Source organism: Enterobacter sp. CPE_E1241, assembly GCF_045618265.1.
Taxonomy (GTDB): domain Bacteria; phylum Pseudomonadota; class Gammaproteobacteria; order Enterobacterales; family Enterobacteriaceae; genus Enterobacter; species Enterobacter adelaidei.
On the sequence record NZ_JBIWYV010000001.1, the window covers coordinates 2,849,631 to 2,870,165 of the forward strand.

At 52.3% G+C, this 20,535-nt stretch carries 21 protein-coding genes, 1 pseudogene and 1 riboswitch; of the genes and pseudogenes, 11 read left to right on the plus strand and 11 right to left on the minus strand.

The genetic code is table 11. The annotated features are described in order from the left end of the window. Window positions 1–26: 26 nt before the first annotated feature. The 4 genes from pabB (at window position 27) to ACJ9Y9_RS13960 (ending at window position 5,216) form a co-directional block, all read left to right on the plus strand. The gene (gene pabB, locus ACJ9Y9_RS13945; RefSeq protein ID WP_028018675.1) at window positions 27–1,352 is read left to right on the plus strand and encodes an aminodeoxychorismate synthase component 1; all 1,326 of its coding nucleotides are present in this window, start codon (window positions 27–29) and stop codon (window positions 1,350–1,352) included. 6 nt (window positions 1,353–1,358) lie between these two features. Next, the gene (locus tag ACJ9Y9_RS13950) at window positions 1,359–1,937 is read left to right on the plus strand and encodes a CoA pyrophosphatase (protein ID WP_028018674.1); all 579 of its coding nucleotides are present in this window, start codon (window positions 1,359–1,361) and stop codon (window positions 1,935–1,937) included. Window positions 1,938–2,122: 185 nt separating this feature from the next. After that, the gene (sdaA, locus tag ACJ9Y9_RS13955; protein WP_028018673.1) at window positions 2,123–3,487 is read left to right on the plus strand and encodes an L-serine ammonia-lyase; all 1,365 of its coding nucleotides are present in this window, start codon (window positions 2,123–2,125) and stop codon (window positions 3,485–3,487) included. Window positions 3,488–3,617: 130 nt separating this feature from the next. Next, complete coding sequence (locus tag ACJ9Y9_RS13960) at window positions 3,618–5,216, plus strand: cyclic diguanylate phosphodiesterase (protein WP_028018672.1); 1,599 nt, start codon at window positions 3,618–3,620, stop codon at window positions 5,214–5,216. A gap of 6 nt (window positions 5,217–5,222) precedes the next feature. Here the strand turns inward: ACJ9Y9_RS13960 and yoaE are convergent, their stop codons facing one another. Together yoaE and ACJ9Y9_RS13970 are read right to left on the minus strand one after the other, a co-directional pair. Further along, window positions 5,223–6,782 carry a CNNM family cation transport protein YoaE gene (gene yoaE / locus ACJ9Y9_RS13965; protein ID WP_028018671.1) on the minus strand — a complete coding sequence of 520 codons (1,560 nt, stop codon included), beginning with the start codon at window positions 6,780–6,782 and terminating at the stop codon, window positions 5,223–5,225. Then, window positions 6,770–6,979, minus strand: coding sequence for a protein YoaL (locus ACJ9Y9_RS13970; protein ID WP_072032730.1), 210 nt, complete (start codon window positions 6,977–6,979; stop codon window positions 6,770–6,772). The genes yoaE and ACJ9Y9_RS13970 overlap by 13 nt, the downstream gene beginning before the upstream one ends. 264 nt (window positions 6,980–7,243) lie before the next feature. Between ACJ9Y9_RS13970 and manX the strand changes: the two genes are divergently transcribed. The 5 genes from manX to mntP all read left to right on the plus strand — a co-directional run bounded on the left by manX (window position 7,244) and on the right by mntP (window position 11,404). After that, a complete protein-coding gene (gene manX, locus ACJ9Y9_RS13975) occupies window positions 7,244–8,206 on the plus strand; it encodes a PTS mannose transporter subunit IIAB (protein ID WP_028018670.1) in 963 nt (320 codons plus the stop codon). Between the two features lie 46 nt (window positions 8,207–8,252). Next, window positions 8,253–9,053, plus strand: a complete 801-nt coding sequence (locus ACJ9Y9_RS13980) for a PTS mannose/fructose/sorbose transporter subunit IIC (protein ID WP_028018669.1) — start codon at window positions 8,253–8,255, stop codon at window positions 9,051–9,053. A 12-nt stretch (window positions 9,054–9,065) separates the two neighbouring features. Next, window positions 9,066–9,917 (plus strand): PTS mannose transporter subunit IID, encoded by an 852-nt coding sequence (locus tag ACJ9Y9_RS13985; RefSeq protein WP_028018668.1) that lies wholly within the window; start codon window positions 9,066–9,068, stop codon window positions 9,915–9,917. Between the two features lie 62 nt (window positions 9,918–9,979). Next, on the plus strand, window positions 9,980–10,438 hold the full coding sequence (locus tag ACJ9Y9_RS13990) for a DUF986 family protein (protein ID WP_028021357.1): 459 nt from the start codon (window positions 9,980–9,982) through the stop codon (window positions 10,436–10,438). Between the two features lie 198 nt (window positions 10,439–10,636). After that, window positions 10,637–10,827: riboswitch (yybP-ykoY riboswitch) on the plus strand. Window positions 10,828–10,837: 10 nt separating this feature from the next. Then, entirely contained in the window at window positions 10,838–11,404 is a 567-nt protein-coding gene (gene mntP, locus ACJ9Y9_RS13995; protein ID WP_028018666.1) for a manganese efflux pump MntP, read from the plus strand. Here mntP and rlmA read toward each other — a convergent pair. The 7 genes and pseudogenes from rlmA to mgrB form a co-directional block, all read right to left on the minus strand. After that, the gene (rlmA, locus tag ACJ9Y9_RS14000; RefSeq protein WP_028018665.1) at window positions 11,401–12,216 is read right to left on the minus strand and encodes a 23S rRNA (guanine(745)-N(1))-methyltransferase; all 816 of its coding nucleotides are present in this window, start codon (window positions 12,214–12,216) and stop codon (window positions 11,401–11,403) included. The two genes, mntP and rlmA, sit on opposite strands and share 4 nt — an antisense overlap. A gap of 65 nt (window positions 12,217–12,281) precedes the next feature. Then, window positions 12,282–14,000 carry a peptidoglycan glycosyltransferase FtsI gene (gene ftsI, locus ACJ9Y9_RS14005; RefSeq protein WP_028018664.1) on the minus strand — a complete coding sequence of 573 codons (1,719 nt, stop codon included), beginning with the start codon at window positions 13,998–14,000 and terminating at the stop codon, window positions 12,282–12,284. A gap of 219 nt (window positions 14,001–14,219) precedes the next feature. Further along, on the minus strand, window positions 14,220–14,429 hold the full coding sequence (cspE, locus tag ACJ9Y9_RS14010) for a transcription antiterminator/RNA stability regulator CspE (protein ID WP_001062678.1): 210 nt from the start codon (window positions 14,427–14,429) through the stop codon (window positions 14,220–14,222). A gap of 12 nt (window positions 14,430–14,441) precedes the next feature. After that, window positions 14,442–14,586 (minus strand): annotated as a pseudogene (locus ACJ9Y9_RS14015) (DUF2627 domain-containing protein). A gap of 525 nt (window positions 14,587–15,111) precedes the next feature. Then, window positions 15,112–16,101 carry an MBL fold metallo-hydrolase gene (locus tag ACJ9Y9_RS14020; protein WP_028018663.1) on the minus strand — a complete coding sequence of 330 codons (990 nt, stop codon included), beginning with the start codon at window positions 16,099–16,101 and terminating at the stop codon, window positions 15,112–15,114. 23 nt (window positions 16,102–16,124) lie between these two features. Continuing rightward, the gene (locus tag ACJ9Y9_RS14025; RefSeq protein ID WP_028018662.1) at window positions 16,125–16,415 is read right to left on the minus strand and encodes a YebO family protein; all 291 of its coding nucleotides are present in this window, start codon (window positions 16,413–16,415) and stop codon (window positions 16,125–16,127) included. 74 nt (window positions 16,416–16,489) lie between these two features. After that, a complete protein-coding gene (gene mgrB / locus ACJ9Y9_RS14030; RefSeq protein WP_014170606.1) occupies window positions 16,490–16,633 on the minus strand; it encodes a PhoP/PhoQ regulator MgrB in 144 nt (47 codons plus the stop codon). A 159-nt stretch (window positions 16,634–16,792) separates the two neighbouring features. Between mgrB and ACJ9Y9_RS14035 the strand changes: the two genes are divergently transcribed. Further along, window positions 16,793–17,032 carry a YobH family protein gene (locus ACJ9Y9_RS14035; protein WP_028018661.1) on the plus strand — a complete coding sequence of 80 codons (240 nt, stop codon included), beginning with the start codon at window positions 16,793–16,795 and terminating at the stop codon, window positions 17,030–17,032. A gap of 60 nt (window positions 17,033–17,092) precedes the next feature. Here ACJ9Y9_RS14035 and kdgR read toward each other — a convergent pair whose 3' ends face one another. Continuing rightward, entirely contained in the window at window positions 17,093–17,884 is a 792-nt protein-coding gene (kdgR, locus tag ACJ9Y9_RS14040) for a DNA-binding transcriptional regulator KdgR (RefSeq protein WP_028018660.1), read from the minus strand. A gap of 179 nt (window positions 17,885–18,063) precedes the next feature. Here kdgR and ACJ9Y9_RS14045 point away from each other — a divergent pair, with 179 nt between their 5' ends. Then, the gene (locus tag ACJ9Y9_RS14045; RefSeq protein WP_028018659.1) at window positions 18,064–19,437 is read left to right on the plus strand and encodes an MFS transporter; all 1,374 of its coding nucleotides are present in this window, start codon (window positions 18,064–18,066) and stop codon (window positions 19,435–19,437) included. Between the two features lie 50 nt (window positions 19,438–19,487). Here the strand turns inward: ACJ9Y9_RS14045 and htpX are convergent, their stop codons facing one another. Further along, window positions 19,488–20,369, minus strand: a complete 882-nt coding sequence (gene htpX / locus ACJ9Y9_RS14050) for a protease HtpX (protein WP_028018658.1) — start codon at window positions 20,367–20,369, stop codon at window positions 19,488–19,490. Window positions 20,370–20,535 lie beyond the last annotated feature (166 nt).

Consider the following 20,535-nt stretch of genomic DNA (forward strand, 5'->3'; position numbering starts at 1 on the left):
TCACGCTGCCCGGTAGTATGCCACACATGAACATGCGCTTCCCCACTGTTATTACCCTGCCCTGGCGAACGGACGCCGCTGAATTCTGGTTTGCTCGTTTGAGCCATCTTCCGTTTGCGATGCTGCTGCACTCCGGCTATGCGGACCACCCGTACAGCCGCTTCGATATTCTGGTCGCCGATCCCGTCAGGACGCTGACAACCGATGACATGTCGTTAACCGACGATCCGCTGATGCTGCTTCAGCAAGAAATTGACGCGCTGGGCTTATCTGCCACACCGAACCCGGACCTCCCTTTTCAGGGTGGCGCGCTGGGCCTGTTTGGCTACGATCTGGGTCGTCGTTTCGAAACGCTACCTGAACATGCGCAGGCTGATATTTCCCTGCCAGACATGGCCGTGGGGCTGTATGACTGGGCGTTAATTGTTGATCACCAGAAAAAAACGGTTTCCCTGCTGAGCCATCGTGACGTGCAGGCGCGTCTGGACTGGCTAGAGGCGCAACAGGCCGCACCCGCAGAGACGTTCATGCTGACCTCCGACTGGCGCTCGAATATGAGCGCCGCGGATTATGCCGAAAAATTCTCGCGCGTTCAGGCGTATCTGCAAAGCGGTGACTGCTACCAGGTTAACCTTGCCCAGCGTTTCCAGGCGACTTATGAAGGCGATGAATGGCAGGCATTTACCCGACTCAATGCCACTAACCGGGCACCGTTCAGCGCGTTTATTCGCCTGAAACAGGGGGCAATACTCAGCTTGTCACCTGAGCGCTTTATTCATCTGGCAGAAGGGACGATTCAAACCCGTCCGATTAAAGGCACGCTTCCACGCCTTGCCGATCCCGACGCCGACCGTCAGCAGGCCGAAAAACTCGCTGCCTCGCCAAAAGACCGCGCCGAAAACCTGATGATTGTCGATCTGATGCGTAACGACATTGGTCGGGTGGCCGTTCCGGGCAGCGTACGCGTGCCGGAACTGTTTGTCGTCGAACCTTTCCCGGCGGTGCATCATCTGGTCAGTACCATTACCGCGCGTCTGCCCACTTCTCGCACCGCCTGCGATCTGCTCCGCGCCGCGTTTCCTGGCGGATCCATCACAGGCGCGCCAAAAATTCGCGCCATGGAAATCATCGACGAACTGGAACCGCACCGCCGCAACGCCTGGTGCGGTAGCATTGGCTATATCAGCCTCTGTGGCACGCTGGATACCAGCATCACGATCCGCACGCTGACGGCCTGCAACGGAAATCTTTACTGTTCGGCCGGAGGCGGCATTGTTGCCGATAGCCAGGTCGATGCGGAATATCAGGAAACCTTTGATAAAGTTAACCGTATCCTGAAACAACTGGAGTAATCACGGGTGGAAAAAGAGAACCTGACGCTGGATGACTTTTTATCACGTTTTCAGCTATTACGACCGCAGGTCAACCGCGAAGCGCTTAATCAGCGTCAGGCAGCCGTACTGATCCCGGTCGTGCGTCGCGCGCAGCCGGGCCTGCTGCTCACCCAGCGTTCTCCCCATTTACGTAAGCACGCGGGTCAGGTCGCCTTTCCAGGAGGCGCAGTAGACAGTTCCGACGCCTCGCTGATTGCCGCCGCACTGCGGGAGGCGCAGGAAGAGGTTGCCATTCCGCCAGAGGCTGTGGAGGTTATCGGCGTGCTGCCGCCCGTCGACAGTGTCACCGGCTTTCAGGTCACGCCAGTGGTTGGTATTATCCCGCCGGGCCTGCGGTATCACGCCAGCGTTGATGAAGTTTCTGCGGTGTTTGAAATGCCGCTGGATGAAGCCCTTCGACTGAGCCGCTATCACCCGCTGGATATTCAGCGTCGCGGGCATGACCATCGGGTCTGGTTGTCCTGGTATCAGCATTATTTTGTCTGGGGCATGACGGCGGGCATTATTCGTGAGCTGGCGTTGCAAATCGGCCTGAAGCCTTGACTATACTTTACATTTTGCCCTCTTCTGCCAGGTTTGCGATCTGCGTCGCGCTATTAGCAAAACCCATCGTTAACCATTAGTTTAATTCATGTGAATAGTTAAGCCGAGGTCGGTGTTCCCTCTTACACTATGCGCAGTTATAACATCGTTACTGGAACCCCGGTAACCCTGTCAGGAGTGTGAAAGTGATTAGTATATTCGACATGTTCAAAGTGGGAATTGGCCCTTCGTCTTCCCATACTGTTGGCCCGATGAAGGCCGGTAAACAGTTCGTCGATGATCTGGTCGAAAAAGGATTACTGGAAAGCGTTACCCGTGTCGCCGTGGATGTTTACGGCTCACTGTCATTAACGGGTAAAGGCCACCACACCGATATCGCCATTATTATGGGTCTGGCTGGCAATATGCCGGATACCGTTGATATTGATGCCATTCCGGCATTCATCCGCGACGTGGAAACACGTGGCCGTCTGCTGCTGGCTAACGGCCAGCATGAAGTCGACTTCCCGCAGGATGACGGCATGCGTTTTCGCAGCGACAACCTGCCGCTGCATGAAAACGGCATGACCATCCACGCCTGGAACGGCGAAAAAGAGATTTACAGCAAAACCTACTACTCCATCGGCGGTGGCTTTATCGTCGATGAAGAACATTTTGGCAAAGATAGCGTCGGCGACGTCAACGTGCCGTACCCGTTCAAATCGGCTACCGAAATGCTGGGTTACTGCAAAGAGACCGGTCTTTCACTGTCCGGTATGGTGATGCAGAACGAACTGGCACTGCACAGCAAAAAAGAGATTGAAGACTATTTTGCGAACGTGTGGCAAACCATGCGCGCCTGTATCGATCGCGGGATGAACACCGAAGGTGTCCTGCCGGGTCCGCTGCGCGTACCGCGTCGTGCCTCTGCCCTGCGCCGTATGCTGGTGACCACGGACAAGTTCTCCAACGACCCGATGAACGTGGTCGACTGGGTAAACATGTTTGCCCTGGCGGTTAACGAAGAGAACGCCGCAGGGGGTCGCGTCGTCACCGCTCCTACCAACGGCGCGTGCGGTATCGTCCCGGCGGTACTGGCTTACTACGACCACTTCATTGAGCCAGTGACCCCGGACATCTACATCCGTTATTTCCTGGCGGCGGGTGCCATCGGTGCGCTGTACAAAATGAACGCCTCCATTTCTGGTGCGGAAGTGGGCTGTCAGGGTGAAGTGGGTGTGGCCTGTTCGATGGCGGCAGCCGGTCTGGCAGAGCTGTTAGGAGCAAGCCCTGAGCAGGTCTGTGTGGCGGCTGAAATCGGTATGGAACATAACCTCGGTCTGACCTGTGACCCGGTCGCGGGCCAGGTGCAGGTGCCGTGTATCGAACGTAATGCAATTGCGTCGGTGAAAGCCATCAACGCCTCGCGCATGGCAATGCGCCGTACCAGTGAACCTCGCGTATCGCTGGATAAGGTGATTGAAACTATGTACGAAACGGGCAAAGACATGAACGCGAAATACCGTGAAACGTCCCGTGGTGGCCTGGCTATTAAGGTGCAGTGCGACTAATACTCTCTTTCGCCCATCTGCAACGGATGGGCGAATTTCCCCCTGTTTCTCGTCTCCTTCTACTTTCACCACTACACTTTGTACTGTTGCGTCCGGCTTTTGTGGCTGGTGGCTTATCAGGCGACCGTTCATGCAAACAGCACAAACGATCATTAAAAACTATCGCCGAAAACGCGTTATCGTCTGTGTGACGGTCGCGCTCCTCACGCTCATCCTGACATTAGGTATTCGCTTTATTTCGCAGCGGAACGTCAACCAACAGCGGATCCTCGATTTTACCAGCCATACCGTTCGCTCCCTTGATAACGTTCTGCTTTCATTAGAAAACCGTCGCAAGGTGCTGCAGTCCCTCGTGGGTCAACCCTGCCCTCAGGTGCACCTTGCTCTGCGAAAGCAGGCAGCCATTTTGCAGACCGTGCGCTCCATTGCCCTGATTAAAGACGGTATTCTCTATTGCTCCAGTATTTTCGGTAGCCGCGATGTGCCGGTTCGTGATTTTCTGAAAGAATTACCCGCCAATACGACGAAGTTGATTTTATCGACCGACCAGTGGCTGCTTAAGGGCAGCCCGATTTTGATCCAGTGGTACCCTGTATCCGGTGACGGTGAAGATGGCGTTATTGAAATCATCAATATTGATCTGATCACCAAAATGATACTGGAACCCCAGCGCCCGCTGATCGATGACGTGGCGCTGACCGTGGGCGATCGCTTCCTGCGTTATGGTCAACGCGTCACTGATAGCCTGACATTTGATGAAGATGGCGCTATTTTCCAGCAGTCATCAATCCGTAATCCTTTCTCCATTACAGTAAGCGGGCCGGGTCCTGGACAACTCGCCTTAAAGAGCCTGCCAGCCCAACTGCCGCTGGGGTTAATGCTGAGCCTGTTGCTGGGATATCTCGCCTGGCTCGCTACGGCAAACCGGATGAGCTTCACATGGGAGATTGATATGGGGATTGCGGCGCGGGAATTTGAGCTTTTCTGTCAGCCGCTGGTGAATGCCCGTACTCAGGAGTGCTCTGGTGTTGAGATCCTGCTGCGCTGGAATAATCCCCGTCAGGGGTGGATCTCCCCGGAAGTGTTTATTCCTCTGGCAGAAGAACACAACCTGATTGTTCCGCTGACCCGTTACGTCATCGCCGAAACGGTGCGCCAGATAGGTTACTTTCCTTCCAGCGCAGGTTTCCACATTGGGATTAACGTCGCCGCCAGCCATTTCCGTCGCGCTGTGTTGATACAGGATCTGAACCACTTCTGGTTCAGCGCACACCCGCGCCAGCAACTGGTGATTGAATTAACGGAACGAGATGCGTTGCTGGATGCGGATTATCGCACTGTGCGTGAGCTCCATCGTAAGGGGGTGAAACTCGCTATTGACGATTTTGGCACCGGGAACAGTTCCCTCTCCTGGCTTGAAAAACTGCACCCGGACGTTCTGAAGATTGATCAGTCGTTTACCACTGCAATTGGAACTGATGCAGTAAATTCAACGGTGACAGATATCATTATTGCTCTGGGTCAGCGGCTGAATATCGAACTGGTTGCTGAAGGAGTCGAGACAGAGGAACAGGCGCGGTATTTACGCCGTCATGGGGTACCTGTCCTGCAGGGGTTTTTCTATGCGCGGCCTATGCCACTGCGAGATTTTCCGCAATGGCTGGCGGGAAGCGCCCCCCCGCCAGCACACCATAACGGACACATCGTGCCTTTAATGCCGTTACGTTAAGCAGACTTACTCATCTTCATCGTGGACAGAGTGTTCTTTAACAATACGAACCATATCAACGCGATAGTCGTTGGCTTCAACGATGGAAATGTGCAACGGCGGCAGTTCGATAACATCCCCCACTCGTGGGATTTGCCCGTTAACCGCGATGACCAGACCCGCCACGGTGGCAATGTCTTCTTCATCGTTGACCACGTTTTCCAGCCCCAGGGTGTGCGAGAGTGCATGCAGGTCAGTTGTACCTTTAACCAGCCAGCCTTCGCCGTCAGCCACGATCTCAGGTGTTTCGTCTGCATCCGGGAACTCACCGGCGATCGCTTCAAGCACGTCCAGCGGCGTCACCAGCCCCTGTACTACGCCAAATTCGTTAGTGACGATCACAAAGCTACCGCGAGCACGGCGTAGCACGCCCAGCAGGTTGATTGGATCTAACGTTTCCGGCACCACAATCGCAGGTGAAGCAGCGGCGATGGCTTCGACGTTGACACCCTCTTCCAGAGCCACCAGCATCTCTTTCGCACGGACGACACCGATGATCTCATCCAGCTCACCACGGCAAACCGGGAACAGGCTGTGTGGTGACGAGAGCAACTGCCGACGAATTTCATCCACGCTCAGGTTAGCATCAACCCAGCTGATTTCGCCGCGCGGCGTCATGATCCCACGCAGTGAACGCGAGGCCAGGGAGAGTACGCCGTTAATCATGTAGCGCTCTTCTTCCACAAACGCCCCTTCAGGGACCGGAACCGGGTGACGGTTTTCGGAGTCAGACTGGACGTTGACCTGCCGACGCCCCCCCATCAGACGCAGAATGGCGTCTGCAGTACGGGCGCGAAGCGGCTGATTCGACTGCTGCTTAATAAAGTTACGGCGCGCAATCTGGTTAAACAGCTCAATCAGAATTGAGAAGCCAATGGCTGCGTACAGGTAGCCTTTCGGAATATGGAAACCGAAGCCTTCCGCCACCAGGCTCAGACCAATCATCAGCAGGAAGCTCAGACACAGTACCACTACCGTCGGATGCTGATTCACGAAACGCGTCAGCGGTTTCGAGGCCAGCAGCATAACCGCCATCGCAATAACAACAGCCGCCATCATCACCGGGAGATGGTTCACCATACCGACGGCCGTGATCACCGCATCCAGCGAGAAGACCGCATCAAGCACCACGATCTGCATCACGACAACCCAGAAGCTGGCATAGCCTTTACCGTGTCCATCATCGTGCTGACGGTTTTCCAGCCGCTCATGCAGCTCTGTCGTCGCTTTAAACAGCAGGAATATCCCCCCCAATAGCATGATCAAATCACGGCCGGAGAAGGTGAAATCCATGACGGAAAAGAGCGGTTTTGTCAGCGTTACCATCCACGAGATGACGGACAGCAGTGCCAGGCGCATGACCAGCGCTAGCGATAAACCAATCAGACGCGCTTTATCACGTTGTTTTGGCGGCAGTTTGTCCGCAAGGATGGCGATAAACACCAGGTTATCAATGCCGAGAACAATCTCCAGCACCACCAGCGTGAGCAATCCCACCCAGATTGACGGGTCCATTAAGAATTCCATGACAAGCTCCTGCTAAAGGAATGACGAAACGGTGCCCCACTCAATGTGGGCAAAACAGAGGCAAACAGAGTCGATACGTGGCGAGGATCGCCGGTGAAATAGGCGCGAAATGGCCTGGTAGATGTCTGACGTCGGTGACGGTCCATATAGTGGGCTGTAGCCCTATACTCCTGAACAATTAAACGGAGGCTAAACATATCAGAGACAATATCTGTTTAGCAAAGATTTACGTTCCTTTGCAAAAATTCGATAAGACTTAATTCTTGACGAGTAATTTCTCGATTGCGAAAGCTAAATTACGGATCTTCATCACATAAATTATTTTTTCACTATCTAAAATAATTCGCGGAAGTCTTAGTTTTTTGAACTCTAACCCTTATCTGAATCGATTCGGTTCGCCAATACGATTCTCAGTACGACTGCCTGGCAGGCGTATTAATGATAATAAAAGGAGGTAGCAAGTGACCATTGCTATTGTCATAGGCACACATGGTTGGGCTGCTGAGCAGCTACTCAAAACAGCAGAGATGCTGTTGGGCGAGCAGGAAAACGTCGGCTGGATCGATTTCGTTCCCGGTGAAAATGCCGAGACGCTGATTGAGAAGTACAACGCCCAACTCGCGAAGCTGGATACCAGCAAAGGCGTGCTGTTTCTCGTTGATACATGGGGAGGCAGTCCGTTCAATGCTGCCAGCCGCATTGTCGTCGATAAAGAGCACTACGAAGTTGTCGCCGGGGTGAATATCCCGATGCTGGTGGAAACCTTCATGGCGCGCGACGACAATCCCTCTTTCGATGAGTTGGTTGCACTCGCTGTGGAAACCGGCCGCGAAGGCGTGAAAGCGCTGAAAGCACAACCGGTCGAGAAACCCGCACCGGCTGTCGCAGCGCCAAAAGCTGCTGCACCGGCAAAACCGATGGGCCCGAACGATTACATGGTTATTGGCCTTGCACGTATTGATGACCGCTTAATCCACGGTCAGGTCGCTACGCGCTGGACCAAAGAGACCAACGTTCGACGCATTATCGTCGTCAGTGATGAGGTTGCCGCCGATACTGTACGTAAAACCCTTCTGACTCAGGTTGCTCCTCCTGGCGTTACCGCGCACGTGGTGGATGTCGCCAAGATGATCCGCGTTTATAACAACCCGAAATATGCGGGTGAACGCGTGATGCTACTGTTCACTAACCCGACAGACGTTGAGCGCATTGTTGAAGGCGGCGTGAAAATCACCTCCGTTAACATCGGGGGTATGGCATTCCGTCAGGGCAAAACGCAGGTCAACAACGCCATTTCGGTTGATGCGAAAGATATCGAGGCATTTAACAAACTGAATGCCCGCGGTATTGAGCTGGAAGCCCGTAAGGTTTCCACGGATCAGAAACTGAAAATGATGGATTTGATCGGTAAAGTTGGGAAATAAGCCCGCGCCGGTTTTCACATAACGCTTATGTAATAGGAGAAGTGCAATGGAGATTACCACTCTTCAGATTGTGCTGGTGTTCGTCGTCGCATGTATTGCGGGTATGGAATCCGTACTTGATGAATTTCAGTTCCACCGTCCTCTGGTGGCCTGTACGCTGATTGGTGCCGTTCTGGGTGACATGAAAACCGGTATCATCATCGGTGGTACCCTTGAAATGATCGCCCTGGGCTGGATGAACATCGGTGCGGCGGTTGCGCCTGATGCCGCGTTGGCTTCCATCATTTCTACCGTTCTGGTTATTGCCGGTCACCAGAGTATTGGTGCAGGTATCGCCCTGGCGATCCCGCTGGCAGCAGCAGGCCAGGTACTGACCATCATCGTTCGTACCATCACGGTTGCTTTCCAGCACGCAGCGGATAAGGCGGCCGAAAATGGCAACCTCACGGCGCTGTCCTGGATCCACGTATCGTCTCTGTTCCTGCAGGCAATGCGTATCGCTATTCCGGCGGTCATCGTCGCGATTTCTGTCGGTACCAGTGAAGTCCAGAGCATGCTGAACGCCATTCCAGAAGTGGTCACCGGCGGCCTGAACATCGCGGGCGGTATGATCGTGGTAGTCGGTTACGCAATGGTCATCAACATGATGCGCGCAGGCTACCTGATGCCGTTCTTCTACCTCGGCTTCGTGACCGCTGCCTTCACCAACTTCAACCTGGTTGCGCTGGGTGTAATTGGTGCAGTGATGGCGATTCTCTATATCCAGCTGAGCCCGAAATACAACCGCGTTGCGGGTGCCCCAGTGCAGGCTGCTGGTAACAACGATCTCGATAACGAACTGGACTAGCAGGTGAGCGAAATGGTTGATATGACAAAAACTACCACCGAGAAAAAACTCACTCCGGGTGATATTCGTGGCGTGTTCATCCGTTCTAACCTGTTTCAGGGTTCATGGAACTTCGAACGTATGCAGGCGCTGGGCTTCTGTTTCTCCATGGTGCCGGCAATTAAACGCCTTTATCCGGAAAACAACGAAGCGCGCCGGCAGGCAATTAAGCGTCACCTGGAATTCTTTAATACCCATCCATATGTGGCGGCTCCCGTTCTGGGTGTAACGCTGGCGATGGAAGAGCAGCGTGCGAACGGCGCAGAGATTGACGATGGTGCCATCAACGGTATTAAAGTCGGTCTGATGGGTCCGTTAGCAGGTGTCGGTGACCCTATCTTCTGGGGTACCGTTCGTCCGGTCTTCGCGGCACTAGGGGCCGGTATCGCGATGAGCGGCAGCCTGCTTGGCCCGCTGCTGTTCTTCATCCTGTTCAACGCCGTGCGTCTCCTGACCCGCTACTACGGTGTGGCATACGGTTACCGTAAAGGGGTGGACATCGTTAAGGACATGGGTGGCGGCTTCCTGCAAAAACTGACTGAGGGGGCGTCTATCCTCGGCCTGTTTGTGATGGGGGCATTGGTTAACAAGTGGACACATGTGAACATTCCGCTGGTGGTTTCCACCATCACCGGGCAGGATGGTCAGACCCGTGTCACCACCGTGCAGACTATCCTGGATCAGCTTATGCCTGGCCTGGTGCCGCTGCTGTTAACCTTCGCCTGCATGTGGTTGCTGCGTAAGAAAGTTAACCCACTGTGGATCATCGTTGGCTTCTTTATCATCGGTATCGCGGGTTACGCTGTCGGCCTGCTGGGCCTGTAAAGCAATAACGTTAGACGCCGGGGGCTTGCCCCCGGTTTTTTTATCTGTTCTTCGGAGGATGAATGACTGTCACGGACATCGTATTGGTTTTATTTATTGCTGCCCTTCTGGCTTACGCGATCTATGACGAGTTCATCATGCCTCGCCGCCACGGCGAGACGCTGCTTTCCCTTCCTCTTCTGCGACGCGGACGCGTAGATGCGTTTATCTTCACGGGTCTCATCGTCATCCTTATTTACAACAACATCACCAGCCATGGTGCAATATTAACCACATGGTTATTATGTGCGCTGGCATTAATGGCGATTTATCTGTTCTGGATCCGCACGCCAAAAATCATTTTTAAATCCCGTGGATTTTTCTTTGCCAATGTCTGGATAGAATATAACCGTATTAAAGAGATGAATTTATCGGAAGATGGAGTACTGGTCATGCAATTAGAGCAACGCCGCCTGCTTATTCGTGTTAAGAATATTGACGACCTGGAAAAAATATACAAATTACTCGTTAAAACTCAATAAGTTATATATATAGCATCGGCTATATTTTGTGCATATTTTACGCAATAAACATAGCCTAAGCTATATTACTCTTTTTCTTTCTACCTATATTTCTTAACGATACATTCACTCTTAAATAAAAATGAAAATCGTTATCAACAAGCGTTTGAAATAATGCCTCTCCATTGTTGTTTTATATTCTCAAAATATGTTAAGGTTGCGCCCGTCGTTGGGGAGTAGCCGATTTCCTGTTCTCAGGAAATGTACGTGTCAACATACTCGTTGAAAAACGTGGCGCGTACGGATCGCTTTCTGCACATCTTATGTGCGTTGTGATCAGGCGAGACCATAGATACATCAACTGCTGTTTACTGGGGGCAGTGATGTGTCATATGGATATCTCCCGGTCTGGACGCTGTTATGAATATCTCCGCTACCATCCTTCTTGCTTTCGGCATGTCCATGGACGCGTTTGCCGCCTCCATTGGTAAAGGTGCCACGCTCCACAAACCAAAATTCTCTGAAGCATTACGCACCGGTCTTATCTTTGGCGCGATTGAAACGCTGACACCGCTTATCGGCTGGGGTCTTGGCATGCTCGCCAGCCAGTTTGTGCTGGAATGGAACCACTGGATTGCGTTCGTGCTTCTGGTGTTTCTTGGCGGCCGAATGGTCATTGAAGGTTTTCGCGGCAATGACGATGAAGATGAGGAGCCTCAACACCGCCACGGTTTCTGGTTACTGGTTACCACAGCCATTGCTACCAGCCTTGATGCGATGGCCGTCGGTGTCGGTCTGGCTTTCCTGCAGGTTAATATTATCGCCACCGCGCTGGCCATTGGCTGCGCAACGCTAATTATGTCCACACTGGGCATGATGGTCGGTCGGTTTATCGGCCCGCTGCTGGGTAAACGCGCCGAGATTCTGGGGGGGATTGTGTTAATTGGCATCGGAGCCCAGATACTCTGGGCACACTTCGCGGGTTAATCTTCGCGCTGCCAGACGTGGATACTGAAATCCGTCTGGCAGCGAAATGTTGAGTGTGCAGCTAGCGCTTCCCATACTTCCGGTTTTGCCCGCCACGCGAACGGCGTCATCTGCAACAACGCAACGGCCTCTTCCCCTTTCAGCGTCATTTCATACGCCACGCTTTGCTCCTGCTTCAGGCTAAAACCAGCCAGCTGTTCAGAATGAGGGGCATGGAGACGCACTTCGTCGTAGATCAGCCCTTTCAGCTCCATCAGATGACGCGGGCCCGGCGTCACGGTGACTACCCATCCGCCCGGCTTCACCACGCGAGCCAGCTCTTCCACCTTGCAGGGCGCGTAAATGCGGATAACAGCATCCATGCTGGCATCGTCAAACGGCAGACGGTGGCTGGATGCCACGCAGAACGTCACGTCGGTGTAACGCTTTGCCGCTGCGCGAATGGCCACTTTCGACACGTCCAGACCGAATGTCAGCGCGTCCTTCTCACGGGCAATCTCGGCAAACCGTGCGGTGTAGTACCCTTCCCCGCAGCCGATATCGAGCATGGCGGTGGCAGAATCCGGCAGAATGTCATTCAGCCTCTGCGCGACGGTCTCCCGCAGCGGCAGATAGTGCCCGGCATTCAGAAACGCGCGACGCGCCTGCATCATCTCTGCACTGTCGCCGGGATCGCGGGAGCGCTTATGCTGCACCGGCAGAAGATTCACGTAGCCTTCTTTTGCCATATCAAACTGATGCCCCTGCGGACAGGTATAACTTTTATCTGAGTGTGTCAGGAGGGCGTGGCAAAGAGGACAGCTGAAGGACATGGTGACTCCGGAGCATATTCAAAGGGCGAAGTGTACCGCTATTCGCCCTGGTTATAAACGCCCGGTTAACGCATAACGATTAGGTGATCGGAACCCGCCGGTAAACCATCGGGTTTCACATTCTCCAGACGCAGCACGTTTCCCATAATCTCGCTGAAAACGGGCGCGGAGACGGCACCGCCATAGTATGCCCCGTTTTGAGGGTCGTTAATCACGACCACGAGCGCAAAGCGTGGATCGCTAGCGGGTGCAACACCTGCAGTGTAGGCGACGTATTTATCGACATACTTCCCGCTATCATCAATTTTCTTCGCCGTACCGGTTTTCACCGCCACGCGGTAGTCACGCACGGCTGCCTTAACGCCTCCCCCACCAGGCAGTGCCACACTCTCCATCATGTGCTCCACTTCATGAGCGATTTCCTCTGGCATGACGCGTTGTCCAATTACGGGTGGATCGATACGCGTGATTGAGAGAGGACGCTCAAGCCCGTAGCCGCCAATGGTGGCGTAAACATGTGCCAGCTGGAGCGGTGTCACCATCAGCCCGTAGCCAAAGGCAAACGTCGCCCTGTCGAGCTGGCTCCAGAATTTACGCTGTGGCAGTAGTCCCGCACTCTCCCCCGTTAAGCCAAGCCCCGTATTTGTACCAAAACCAAAGTTCCGGTAAGTATCAATAAGATGCTGGACCGGCATCGCCAGCGAGAGGCGGGATACGCCTGTATCGCTCGATTTTTGCAGGATCCCGGTCATAGTCAGCTCAGGGTAATAACCCACATCGCGGATACGATGCCCGTCGAGAGTATACGGATGGGTGTCAATCACGCTGTCCGGCTGGACCAGCCCCTGCTGCAATGCAGTCATCAGCACCAGCGGTTTGACGGTAGAACCAGGTTCAAACGTATCGCTGATCGCACGGTTACGAAAATCGTTTATTGTTGCGCCTTCGCGATTATTGGGGTTGAAATCCGGATAGCTCGCCATGGCGAGTATTTCCCCGGTTGGGATATTAATTAACACCGATGCCCCGGATTCGGCCTTATTCCAGGCCACGGCATTATCAAGCGCATCTTCGGTAATGGTTTGCAGCCGCTCGTCGATGCTCAACTGGATGTTATGAGCCGGTGCAGGAGCAACTTCTGTCAGGTTTTCTACCACACGCCCGTAGCGATCCTCTCTAACCTGCCGGACCCCGGCCTTCCCCGTTAACTGAGCGTTGAAGCTTTTTTCCACACCTTCAATACCCTGCCCGTCAATATTGGTGAAACCAATCAGATTTGCCGCCACATGCCCGGCGGGATAAAAACGACGAGACTCATCACGTAAATTGATACCCGGCAAATTCAGTTTATCGATCCACTTTGCCTGTGCCGGGTCGACCTGGCGGGCAAGGTAAATGAAACGTCCCTGTGGATTCGCGTTGATGCGTGTCGAGAGCGTAGCCAAAGAGAGATGTAGCGCATTCGCCAGCGCTTGCCAGCGCTGATCAAAGCCGACTCCCCCTTTCGCCAGTACCGTTTTTGGATCGGCCCATACGGCCCTGACTGGCACACTGACCGCCAGTGGTCTTCCTTCACGATCCTTGATCATGCCGCGTGGAGCATCAATCGGCAGTTCCCGGAGTGACCGCATATCCTCTTGCTTCACCAGATTGTCTGGCTTGATGATTTGCAGCCACGCAACACGACCCAGTAAAAAAGCCAGACTACAAAAAATGGCAAAACAGAGCAGCGCAAAACGCGCCGGAGTGAAATTTCCGGCTGTCGTAAGTATCTTCTTCTTCACCTGAACCCCAGGACAATTTAACAACGCCCTGATTTAACGGGAAAAGCCGAGCAGAAGGAGCCGAAACAGTGCTACTAACCTCGCAGCTTTGCAACAAGTTACTAACAAGTACGGGGATGGTAATATTTTGAAAGATAAAGGGCATAAAAAAGCCCCGCGTTATGCGAGGCTTTATGTCTGAGAGTGAAGTGCTAAGCGCTTCAGTCAGCAGTGGTTCGATCAGATAGCAGTTACGTTAACTGCAGCTGGGCCTTTCTGGCCGTCCTGAATTTCGAACTCAACGTTCTGGCCTTCAGCCAGAGTTTTGAAGCCGTTACCCTGGATTGCAGAGAAGTGTACGAACACGTCTTTGCTGCCGTCAGCAGGAGTAATGAAACCAAAACCTTTAGACTCGTTGAACCACTTAACTTGACCTTTAATCTTTGCCATTTGCAAAATTCCTTAGAGTGTTTTCTTAGCCCGCAGGCATTAACTGAGATAAAACTGAGACATTACTGCATGAGGCACTAATATAAGGTTCGGCAGAGAAGCGGTATTCAACGACAACGTGTTTACTCAGGACTTCTTTACTGAAAATGCCACACATAAACAGAACTGTACCTCGTTTGACCCAAAACGTGTTATCACACACAATGTTTAATATGGCAAGCCATTTTTAAACATGTCTCGATCCGCCGCACAAATTCGAACACTGCCTGTCAGGTTTTGCACAATTATGCGCATAACATACAGGCAATTCTACTTCGTTACAGAGACTCAACGTTGCTTTCGCAGTCGCTGTAATCTAAGACTTTTTTAACATAGCTCAATCATTCCAGTGCGTCCAGCAGCCGGGAAAAGAAATCTTCAAAATTGATTGAGTTAGAACAATTTGTGAAAACTTATGCTTAAATCATTGTAACGACACGGCATTGTTTCGCAGAAAATACAATGTTAATAACCTGCAGTTGACTGTATTAAAATTCATCAGCTAATAAGCCGTGTTATGCACCAAAATAATGAAATTTTTATGACTCTGCATCAAAACAAGGCAAGCAAAACGTTTCGATAAAAATAAAATATTCATTATCGCGTTCACATACAGAATATATGCAACAATTTATCGCTTCGTTTATAAGGATAAATATTCACCAATTTTCAGTATCCTTAAAGAACTATCAACTGGTGCTAAATTATCTAGTGCAACCGTTAACTCCCTCACTGGGTCATCCAGCGCATCATCTGCCAGTTCAAACACGCCCCAGTGAATAGGAAACGCCAGAGGGCAGCCCAACTGTTGCCATAACGCAACGGCAGATTGAGGGTCCATATGATGTACAGCCATGAACCATCGTGGGGCATAAGCTCCGATAGGTAATGCAGCAGCGTCAATTCTCCCCAAACGCTCCGGTATCAATAGCAACTCAGGCGAATAACCTGTATCACCGCTGAACCAGAAACGGTGATGCCGCCCCTCAAAGACCCAGCCGCACCACAAGGTGCGATTTCGATTCCAGGGTGTTCGCATACTCCAGTGCTGTGCCGGAACAGCACTCAAGGTCATCCCTTGCCAGGTGAAACTCTGCCACCAGTCGAGCTCAACCACACGTCTTGCTCCCCGGCGGCGAAACCAGTCGGCCAGACCTAAAGGTACAAACAGACTCACGTCAGGGAAGCGTTTAAGGATCCGACGGATAGTTGCGTCATCAAGATGATCGTAATGATTATGGGAGATAACGACGGCATCAAGCTGATGAAGTTGATCAACAGAAAGTACCGGAGGGGTTTTGCGTTGTGGTCCCAGAAATGAGAGCGGAGAGGCACGCTGTGAGAAAATCGGGTCAGTGAGGAGAATATTGCCGTCTATCTGCAGCAGCACACTCGCGTGTCCCAGCCACCATACCCCATCCTCATGAGGTTGCATAAGATCAACCGGTTGCCACCACTGACGTATAAAATCCTCATAACCGAGTGTGGGCGGTATGGGCAAACCGGCCTCTTTACGCGCTTTTCGCCAGCGCTCAAGGTCACCGGGCTGATGCCCGACAGGACAGGTATTACGGAAACCATTCGGCGTGTGATGTTTCAGGGAGGGGTCATACCAGGGATTTTTCCAGACCACAGCCACCTCCCAGGACAAAAAGATTAACGCTCAGCCACCAGGCGGATAAAGTCGTCTTCGTCTTTGTCGTCTTCAGCGACAGCGTCTTTCGGCGCGTCTTTCTCTTCCGGTTCGTTAGCCTCACACAGACGGCGTAACAACGCATTTTGACGTTTTTGCTGATCGAGCAGCGCTTCCAGCAGTTCGATCTGCTCGTTAGTACGTGAACTGGCCCGGTTAACGAAAAACCAAATGACCAGCCCCACAAGCAGAACGACCAAAGAAATCATCAAGGATGCCACATTCAGCAGCCCTGAATTCAGTAACTCACCCATTTCACCACCTCAATAAAAACGTCTATTTTACCACTGGCGCGAAGGAAGGAAATCACCTTGAGAAAAAATGCGTGTTACCACGGAATAAACTTATTTATTGCGCAAACGCCGCTAAAGAACTGTACATCCTGATCGCACATCACATTGATGGTCTGCGTCCATAGCACCACGCACGCTACCAGCACGATAATCAGAATTACCCAGCGTATTTTTTTCACTCCACACTCCGTCAAAAGACCTGATGTAACCAGGTTATCACGGTTATCTTAAACAAGGGCTAACTGTACCGACATCAAGCCTTTTTCAGAATCATGCACTTGTTTCATTACGTAAACCGTTTACGCTTGCTTAATGATAACAACGATAAAGAGGCATTGATGCGCTTAATCATTCGAACAATTGTTGTACTGGCCATCGTCTGGATTGGCCTTCTGTTAACCGGTTATGGTGTGCTGGTGGGAAGCACTGAAAACGCAGCAGGATTAGGCATTCAGTGTAAATATTTAACAGCACAAGGAGTAAGCACCGCGCAGTATCTGCATACTAACAGCGGAATCATTGGCCTGACTAATTGCCCGGTACTGCGTAAAACATCCGTCGTAATCGATAATGGCTAATCAGCCAGGTTAACAGCAAAAGCGCCGCAACACTCGCGGCGTTTTTTATGCTAACGAGGATTAAAACGGATAGTCGTGATACCCCATCTGCTCGGAAATCTTACGTGCTGCGGTGTGCAGAATAGCCACATACTCGTGCAGTCGCTCCTCAGAGAAGCGCAACGTCGGGAAGGAAATACTAAGCCCCGCAATCACGACGCCAAAGCGGTCAAATACCGGAACACCAATACAGCGCAGCCCCTCTTCCTGCTCTTCGTTATCTTCGCCATAGCCTTGCTCACGCACCTTGTCGAGCACGGTTAACAGCGCATCCGTGCTGGTAATGGTTCGTGCCGTACTGCGTTTGTACTCCACGCCATCAAGGATCTGTTTCACTTCTTCACGATCGCGCCATGCCAGCAGAACCTTACCAATGGCAGTACTATAGAGTGGGTTACGGCGGCCAATGCGTGAATACATACGCAGGTTGTACATGGAGTCGATTTTATGGATGTAAACAATACTGTCTTCATCCAGTGCCCCCAGGTGAATGGTCTCTTTGGTCAGACGGGAGATTTCACGCATCTGAATATCCGCGCTGCGGATCAGGTCAACATTTTGCAGCGCACGGGCACCCAGTTCGAAGAGTTTCAGCGTCAGAGAGTATTTTTCAGACTCGCCTTCCTGCGCAACGTAGCCCAGTGACTTCATGGTTTGCAAAAAACGATAAACGGTGCTTTTCGACATCATCACACGCTGCGACAACTCTGTAATACCAATTTCACGCTCTTCCCCAAGCGCCTGTAAGATGCCAAACACCTTCAGCACGGAAGAAACAGAATCTGGCTGTTTATCCAAATCCGCAATTGCCATTTACCACCTCATAGAGAGTGTTTTATAAAAATCAGAATCGGTTTTTATTATAAGTTCCCGTCATGTCACCTGCAATCAATCCGCGTTTACTTCGTTACAAATCTGCGACATATCGCGGCTGTAACAATGCTAAAATAGTTACCCTGAGAATAATTTCACGCTGAGCTTTTTTAATCCTAATGGAAAAGACCCTTTCCGATGGCCTGCCTTTACCCCAGCGGTATGGCGCTATAGCGACCATCATTATCGGTATCTCAATGGCCGTCCTTGACGGCGCAATTGCGAATGTGGCCCTGCCAACCATCGCCAGCGACCTGCATGCCTCCCCTGCCAGTTCGATATGGATAGTTAACGCCTATCAGATTGCAATTGTTATTTCCCTGCTCTCGTTCTCTTTTCTGGGCGATATGTTTGGCTACCGTCGGGTTTATCAATGCGGTCTGGTGGTTTTCACCTTCACCTCATTGTTATGTGCCCTTTCTGATTCGCTGCATACCCTGACGCTTGCACGTATTGCACAAGGTTTTGGCGGTGCAGCGCTCATGAGTGTTAACACAGCGTTGATCCGCTTAATTTATCCGCAGCGTCATCTGGGACGCGGCATGGGGATAAACTCGTTTATTGTTGCGGTCTCTTCTGCCGCCGGGCCAACCATTGCAGCAGCCATTCTTTCCGTCGCGTCCTGGCAATGGCTGTTCGCCATAAACGTGCCGCTGGGCATCGTGGCTATCTTCTTTGCCCTACGCTTTCTTCCCGCTAACGGCCCCAGAAGTACAATGCCGCGCTTCGACGTCGTGAGCGCGATAATGAATGCCCTCACCTTTGGTCTGCTGATTACTGCCCTGAGCGGTTTTGCACAGGGACAATCCCTGATGCTTACCGGCGCGGAACTCATCGTCTTGCTGGCGACAGGTTTCTTCTTTGTTCGCCGTCAGCTCACGCTTCCTGTGCCGTTACTGCCAGTTGACCTGCTGCGCATTCCCCTCTTTTCGCTCTCCATTTGCACATCTGTCTGCTCATTCTGCGCCCAGATGCTGGCCCTGGTCTCTCTGCCTTTCTTCCTGCAAAGCGTAGTGGGACGCTCTGAAGTGGAGACCGGGCTGTTGTTAACCCCATGGCCGCTGGCTACGATGGTAATGGCACCGCTGGCGGGTTACTTGATTGAACGCGTCCATGCCGGTTTATTAGGTGCTCTGGGGCTGGCTGTGATGGCAACAGGCCTTTTCGCTTTGGCGCTGCTGCCGTCATCGCCTTCCGATCTCGACATCATCTGGCGCATGATCCTGTGCGGAGCCGGGTTTGGCCTGTTCCAGTCGCCTAACAATCACACCATTATTACCTCAGCGCCGCGTCATCGCAGTGGAGGGGCCAGCGGTATGTTAGGCACCGCGCGTCTGTTAGGGCAAAGCAGCGGTGCTGCTCTGGTCGCTCTGATGTTTAACCTTGCCGGGCAAAACGGTAATCACATTGCGCTCCTTAGCGCAGGAGCCCTTGCTACCCTCGCGGCTATCGTCAGCGGTCTGCGCATTACCCAGCCCAGAGCCCAGGCATAAAAAAAGCCGGGCGGAGTCTTCTCCTGCCCGGCTTATTGCGGTTCTTCGCGTTACTTCATGTATTCCCCACTACGCAGCGCTTCGATACGTTTATCCAGCGGCGGGTGAGACATAAACATTTCACTCAGTGACTTCGATTTACCGTTAATACAGAAGGCCATCATGCTGTTCGCTTCCTGCGGCTCGTAACTGGTTTTCAGACGCTGCAGCGCAGCAATCATTTTCTCACGCCCAACCAGTTTTGCGGAGCCGGCATCCGCGTGGAATTCGCGGTGACGGGAGAACCACATGGTGATAATGCTTGCCAGAATACCGAACACCAGCTCCAGTACCATGGAAACTGCGAAGTAGATCAGCGGATTACCGTTGCTCTCTTCACCTTCGTCGCGGTTGCCACCCATAAAGCCTGCAGCAATCTGCGCCAGAATACGGGAGATAAAGATAACGAAAGTGTTCACCACGCCCTGAATCAGGGTCATGGTCACCATGTCACCATTTGCGATATGGCTGATTTCGTGAGCGATAACCGCTTCGGCTTCATCACGGCTCATGTTCTGTAACAACCCGGTGCTGACGGCAACCAGGGATGCATCACGACGAGCACCCGTAGCGAACGCATTAATGTCCGGCGCGTGATAAATAGCGACCTGCGGCATGGCAATCCCAGCCTGACGGGATTGCTGAGCAACCGTATTCATCAGCCACTGTTCCATATCGTTACGCGGCTGTTCAATAACCTCACCACCTACCGATTTCAGTGCCATCCACTTCGACATCAACAGTGAAATGAAAGAGCCACCAAAACCAAACAGCAGCGCCATAATCAACAGACCCTGAACGCTGCTCGACTGAATTCCTGTCAGGCTTAGCACGAGCCCGAAAACCACCATGACCGCAAGGTTGGTGAGCAGGAAGAGCGCGATTCGCATCATAATTTTCTTTTAACCTCAGTTTAACAAAACGCACTATGCGATTACCCACATCGTATGGGTATTGTGGCTATTTTCAAGCATCAGGCGGGCGTAAGTCACCAGAAAGACACAACTTTACACAATTGGAAACCAGCCTGACGGAAGGATGCAGAACAAAAAGAAACAG

What these genes read in the sequence shown, in the direction of transcription:
- mntP (WP_028018666.1), top strand. Translation starts at nt 10,838, where the DNA reads ATGAATATCTCCGCTACCATCCTTCTTGCTTTCGGCATGTCCATGGAC.
- ACJ9Y9_RS13985 (WP_028018668.1), top strand. Translation starts at nt 9,066, where the DNA reads ATGGTTGATATGACAAAAACTACCACCGAGAAAAAACTCACTCCGGGT.
- htpX (WP_028018658.1), bottom strand. Translation starts at nt 20,369, where the DNA reads ATGATGCGAATCGCGCTCTTCCTGCTCACCAACCTTGCGGTCATGGTG.
- ACJ9Y9_RS14025 (WP_028018662.1), bottom strand. Translation starts at nt 16,415, where the DNA reads ATGGGTGAGTTACTGAATTCAGGGCTGCTGAATGTGGCATCCTTGATG.
- rlmA (WP_028018665.1), bottom strand. Translation starts at nt 12,216, where the DNA reads ATGTCCTTCAGCTGTCCTCTTTGCCACGCCCTCCTGACACACTCAGAT.
- ACJ9Y9_RS14035 (WP_028018661.1), top strand. Translation starts at nt 16,793, where the DNA reads ATGCGCTTAATCATTCGAACAATTGTTGTACTGGCCATCGTCTGGATT.
- ACJ9Y9_RS13960 (WP_028018672.1), top strand. Translation starts at nt 3,618, where the DNA reads ATGCAAACAGCACAAACGATCATTAAAAACTATCGCCGAAAACGCGTT.
- ACJ9Y9_RS13980 (WP_028018669.1), top strand. Translation starts at nt 8,253, where the DNA reads ATGGAGATTACCACTCTTCAGATTGTGCTGGTGTTCGTCGTCGCATGT.
- ACJ9Y9_RS13990 (WP_028021357.1), top strand. Translation starts at nt 9,980, where the DNA reads ATGACTGTCACGGACATCGTATTGGTTTTATTTATTGCTGCCCTTCTG.
- ACJ9Y9_RS13970 (WP_072032730.1), bottom strand. Translation starts at nt 6,979, where the DNA reads ATGTTTAGCCTCCGTTTAATTGTTCAGGAGTATAGGGCTACAGCCCAC.
- cspE (WP_001062678.1), bottom strand. Translation starts at nt 14,429, where the DNA reads ATGGCAAAGATTAAAGGTCAAGTTAAGTGGTTCAACGAGTCTAAAGGT.
- kdgR (WP_028018660.1), bottom strand. Translation starts at nt 17,884, where the DNA reads ATGGCAATTGCGGATTTGGATAAACAGCCAGATTCTGTTTCTTCCGTG.
- yoaE (WP_028018671.1), bottom strand. Translation starts at nt 6,782, where the DNA reads ATGGAATTCTTAATGGACCCGTCAATCTGGGTGGGATTGCTCACGCTG.
- pabB (WP_028018675.1), top strand. Translation starts at nt 27, where the DNA reads ATGAACATGCGCTTCCCCACTGTTATTACCCTGCCCTGGCGAACGGAC.
- ACJ9Y9_RS14045 (WP_028018659.1), top strand. Translation starts at nt 18,064, where the DNA reads ATGGAAAAGACCCTTTCCGATGGCCTGCCTTTACCCCAGCGGTATGGC.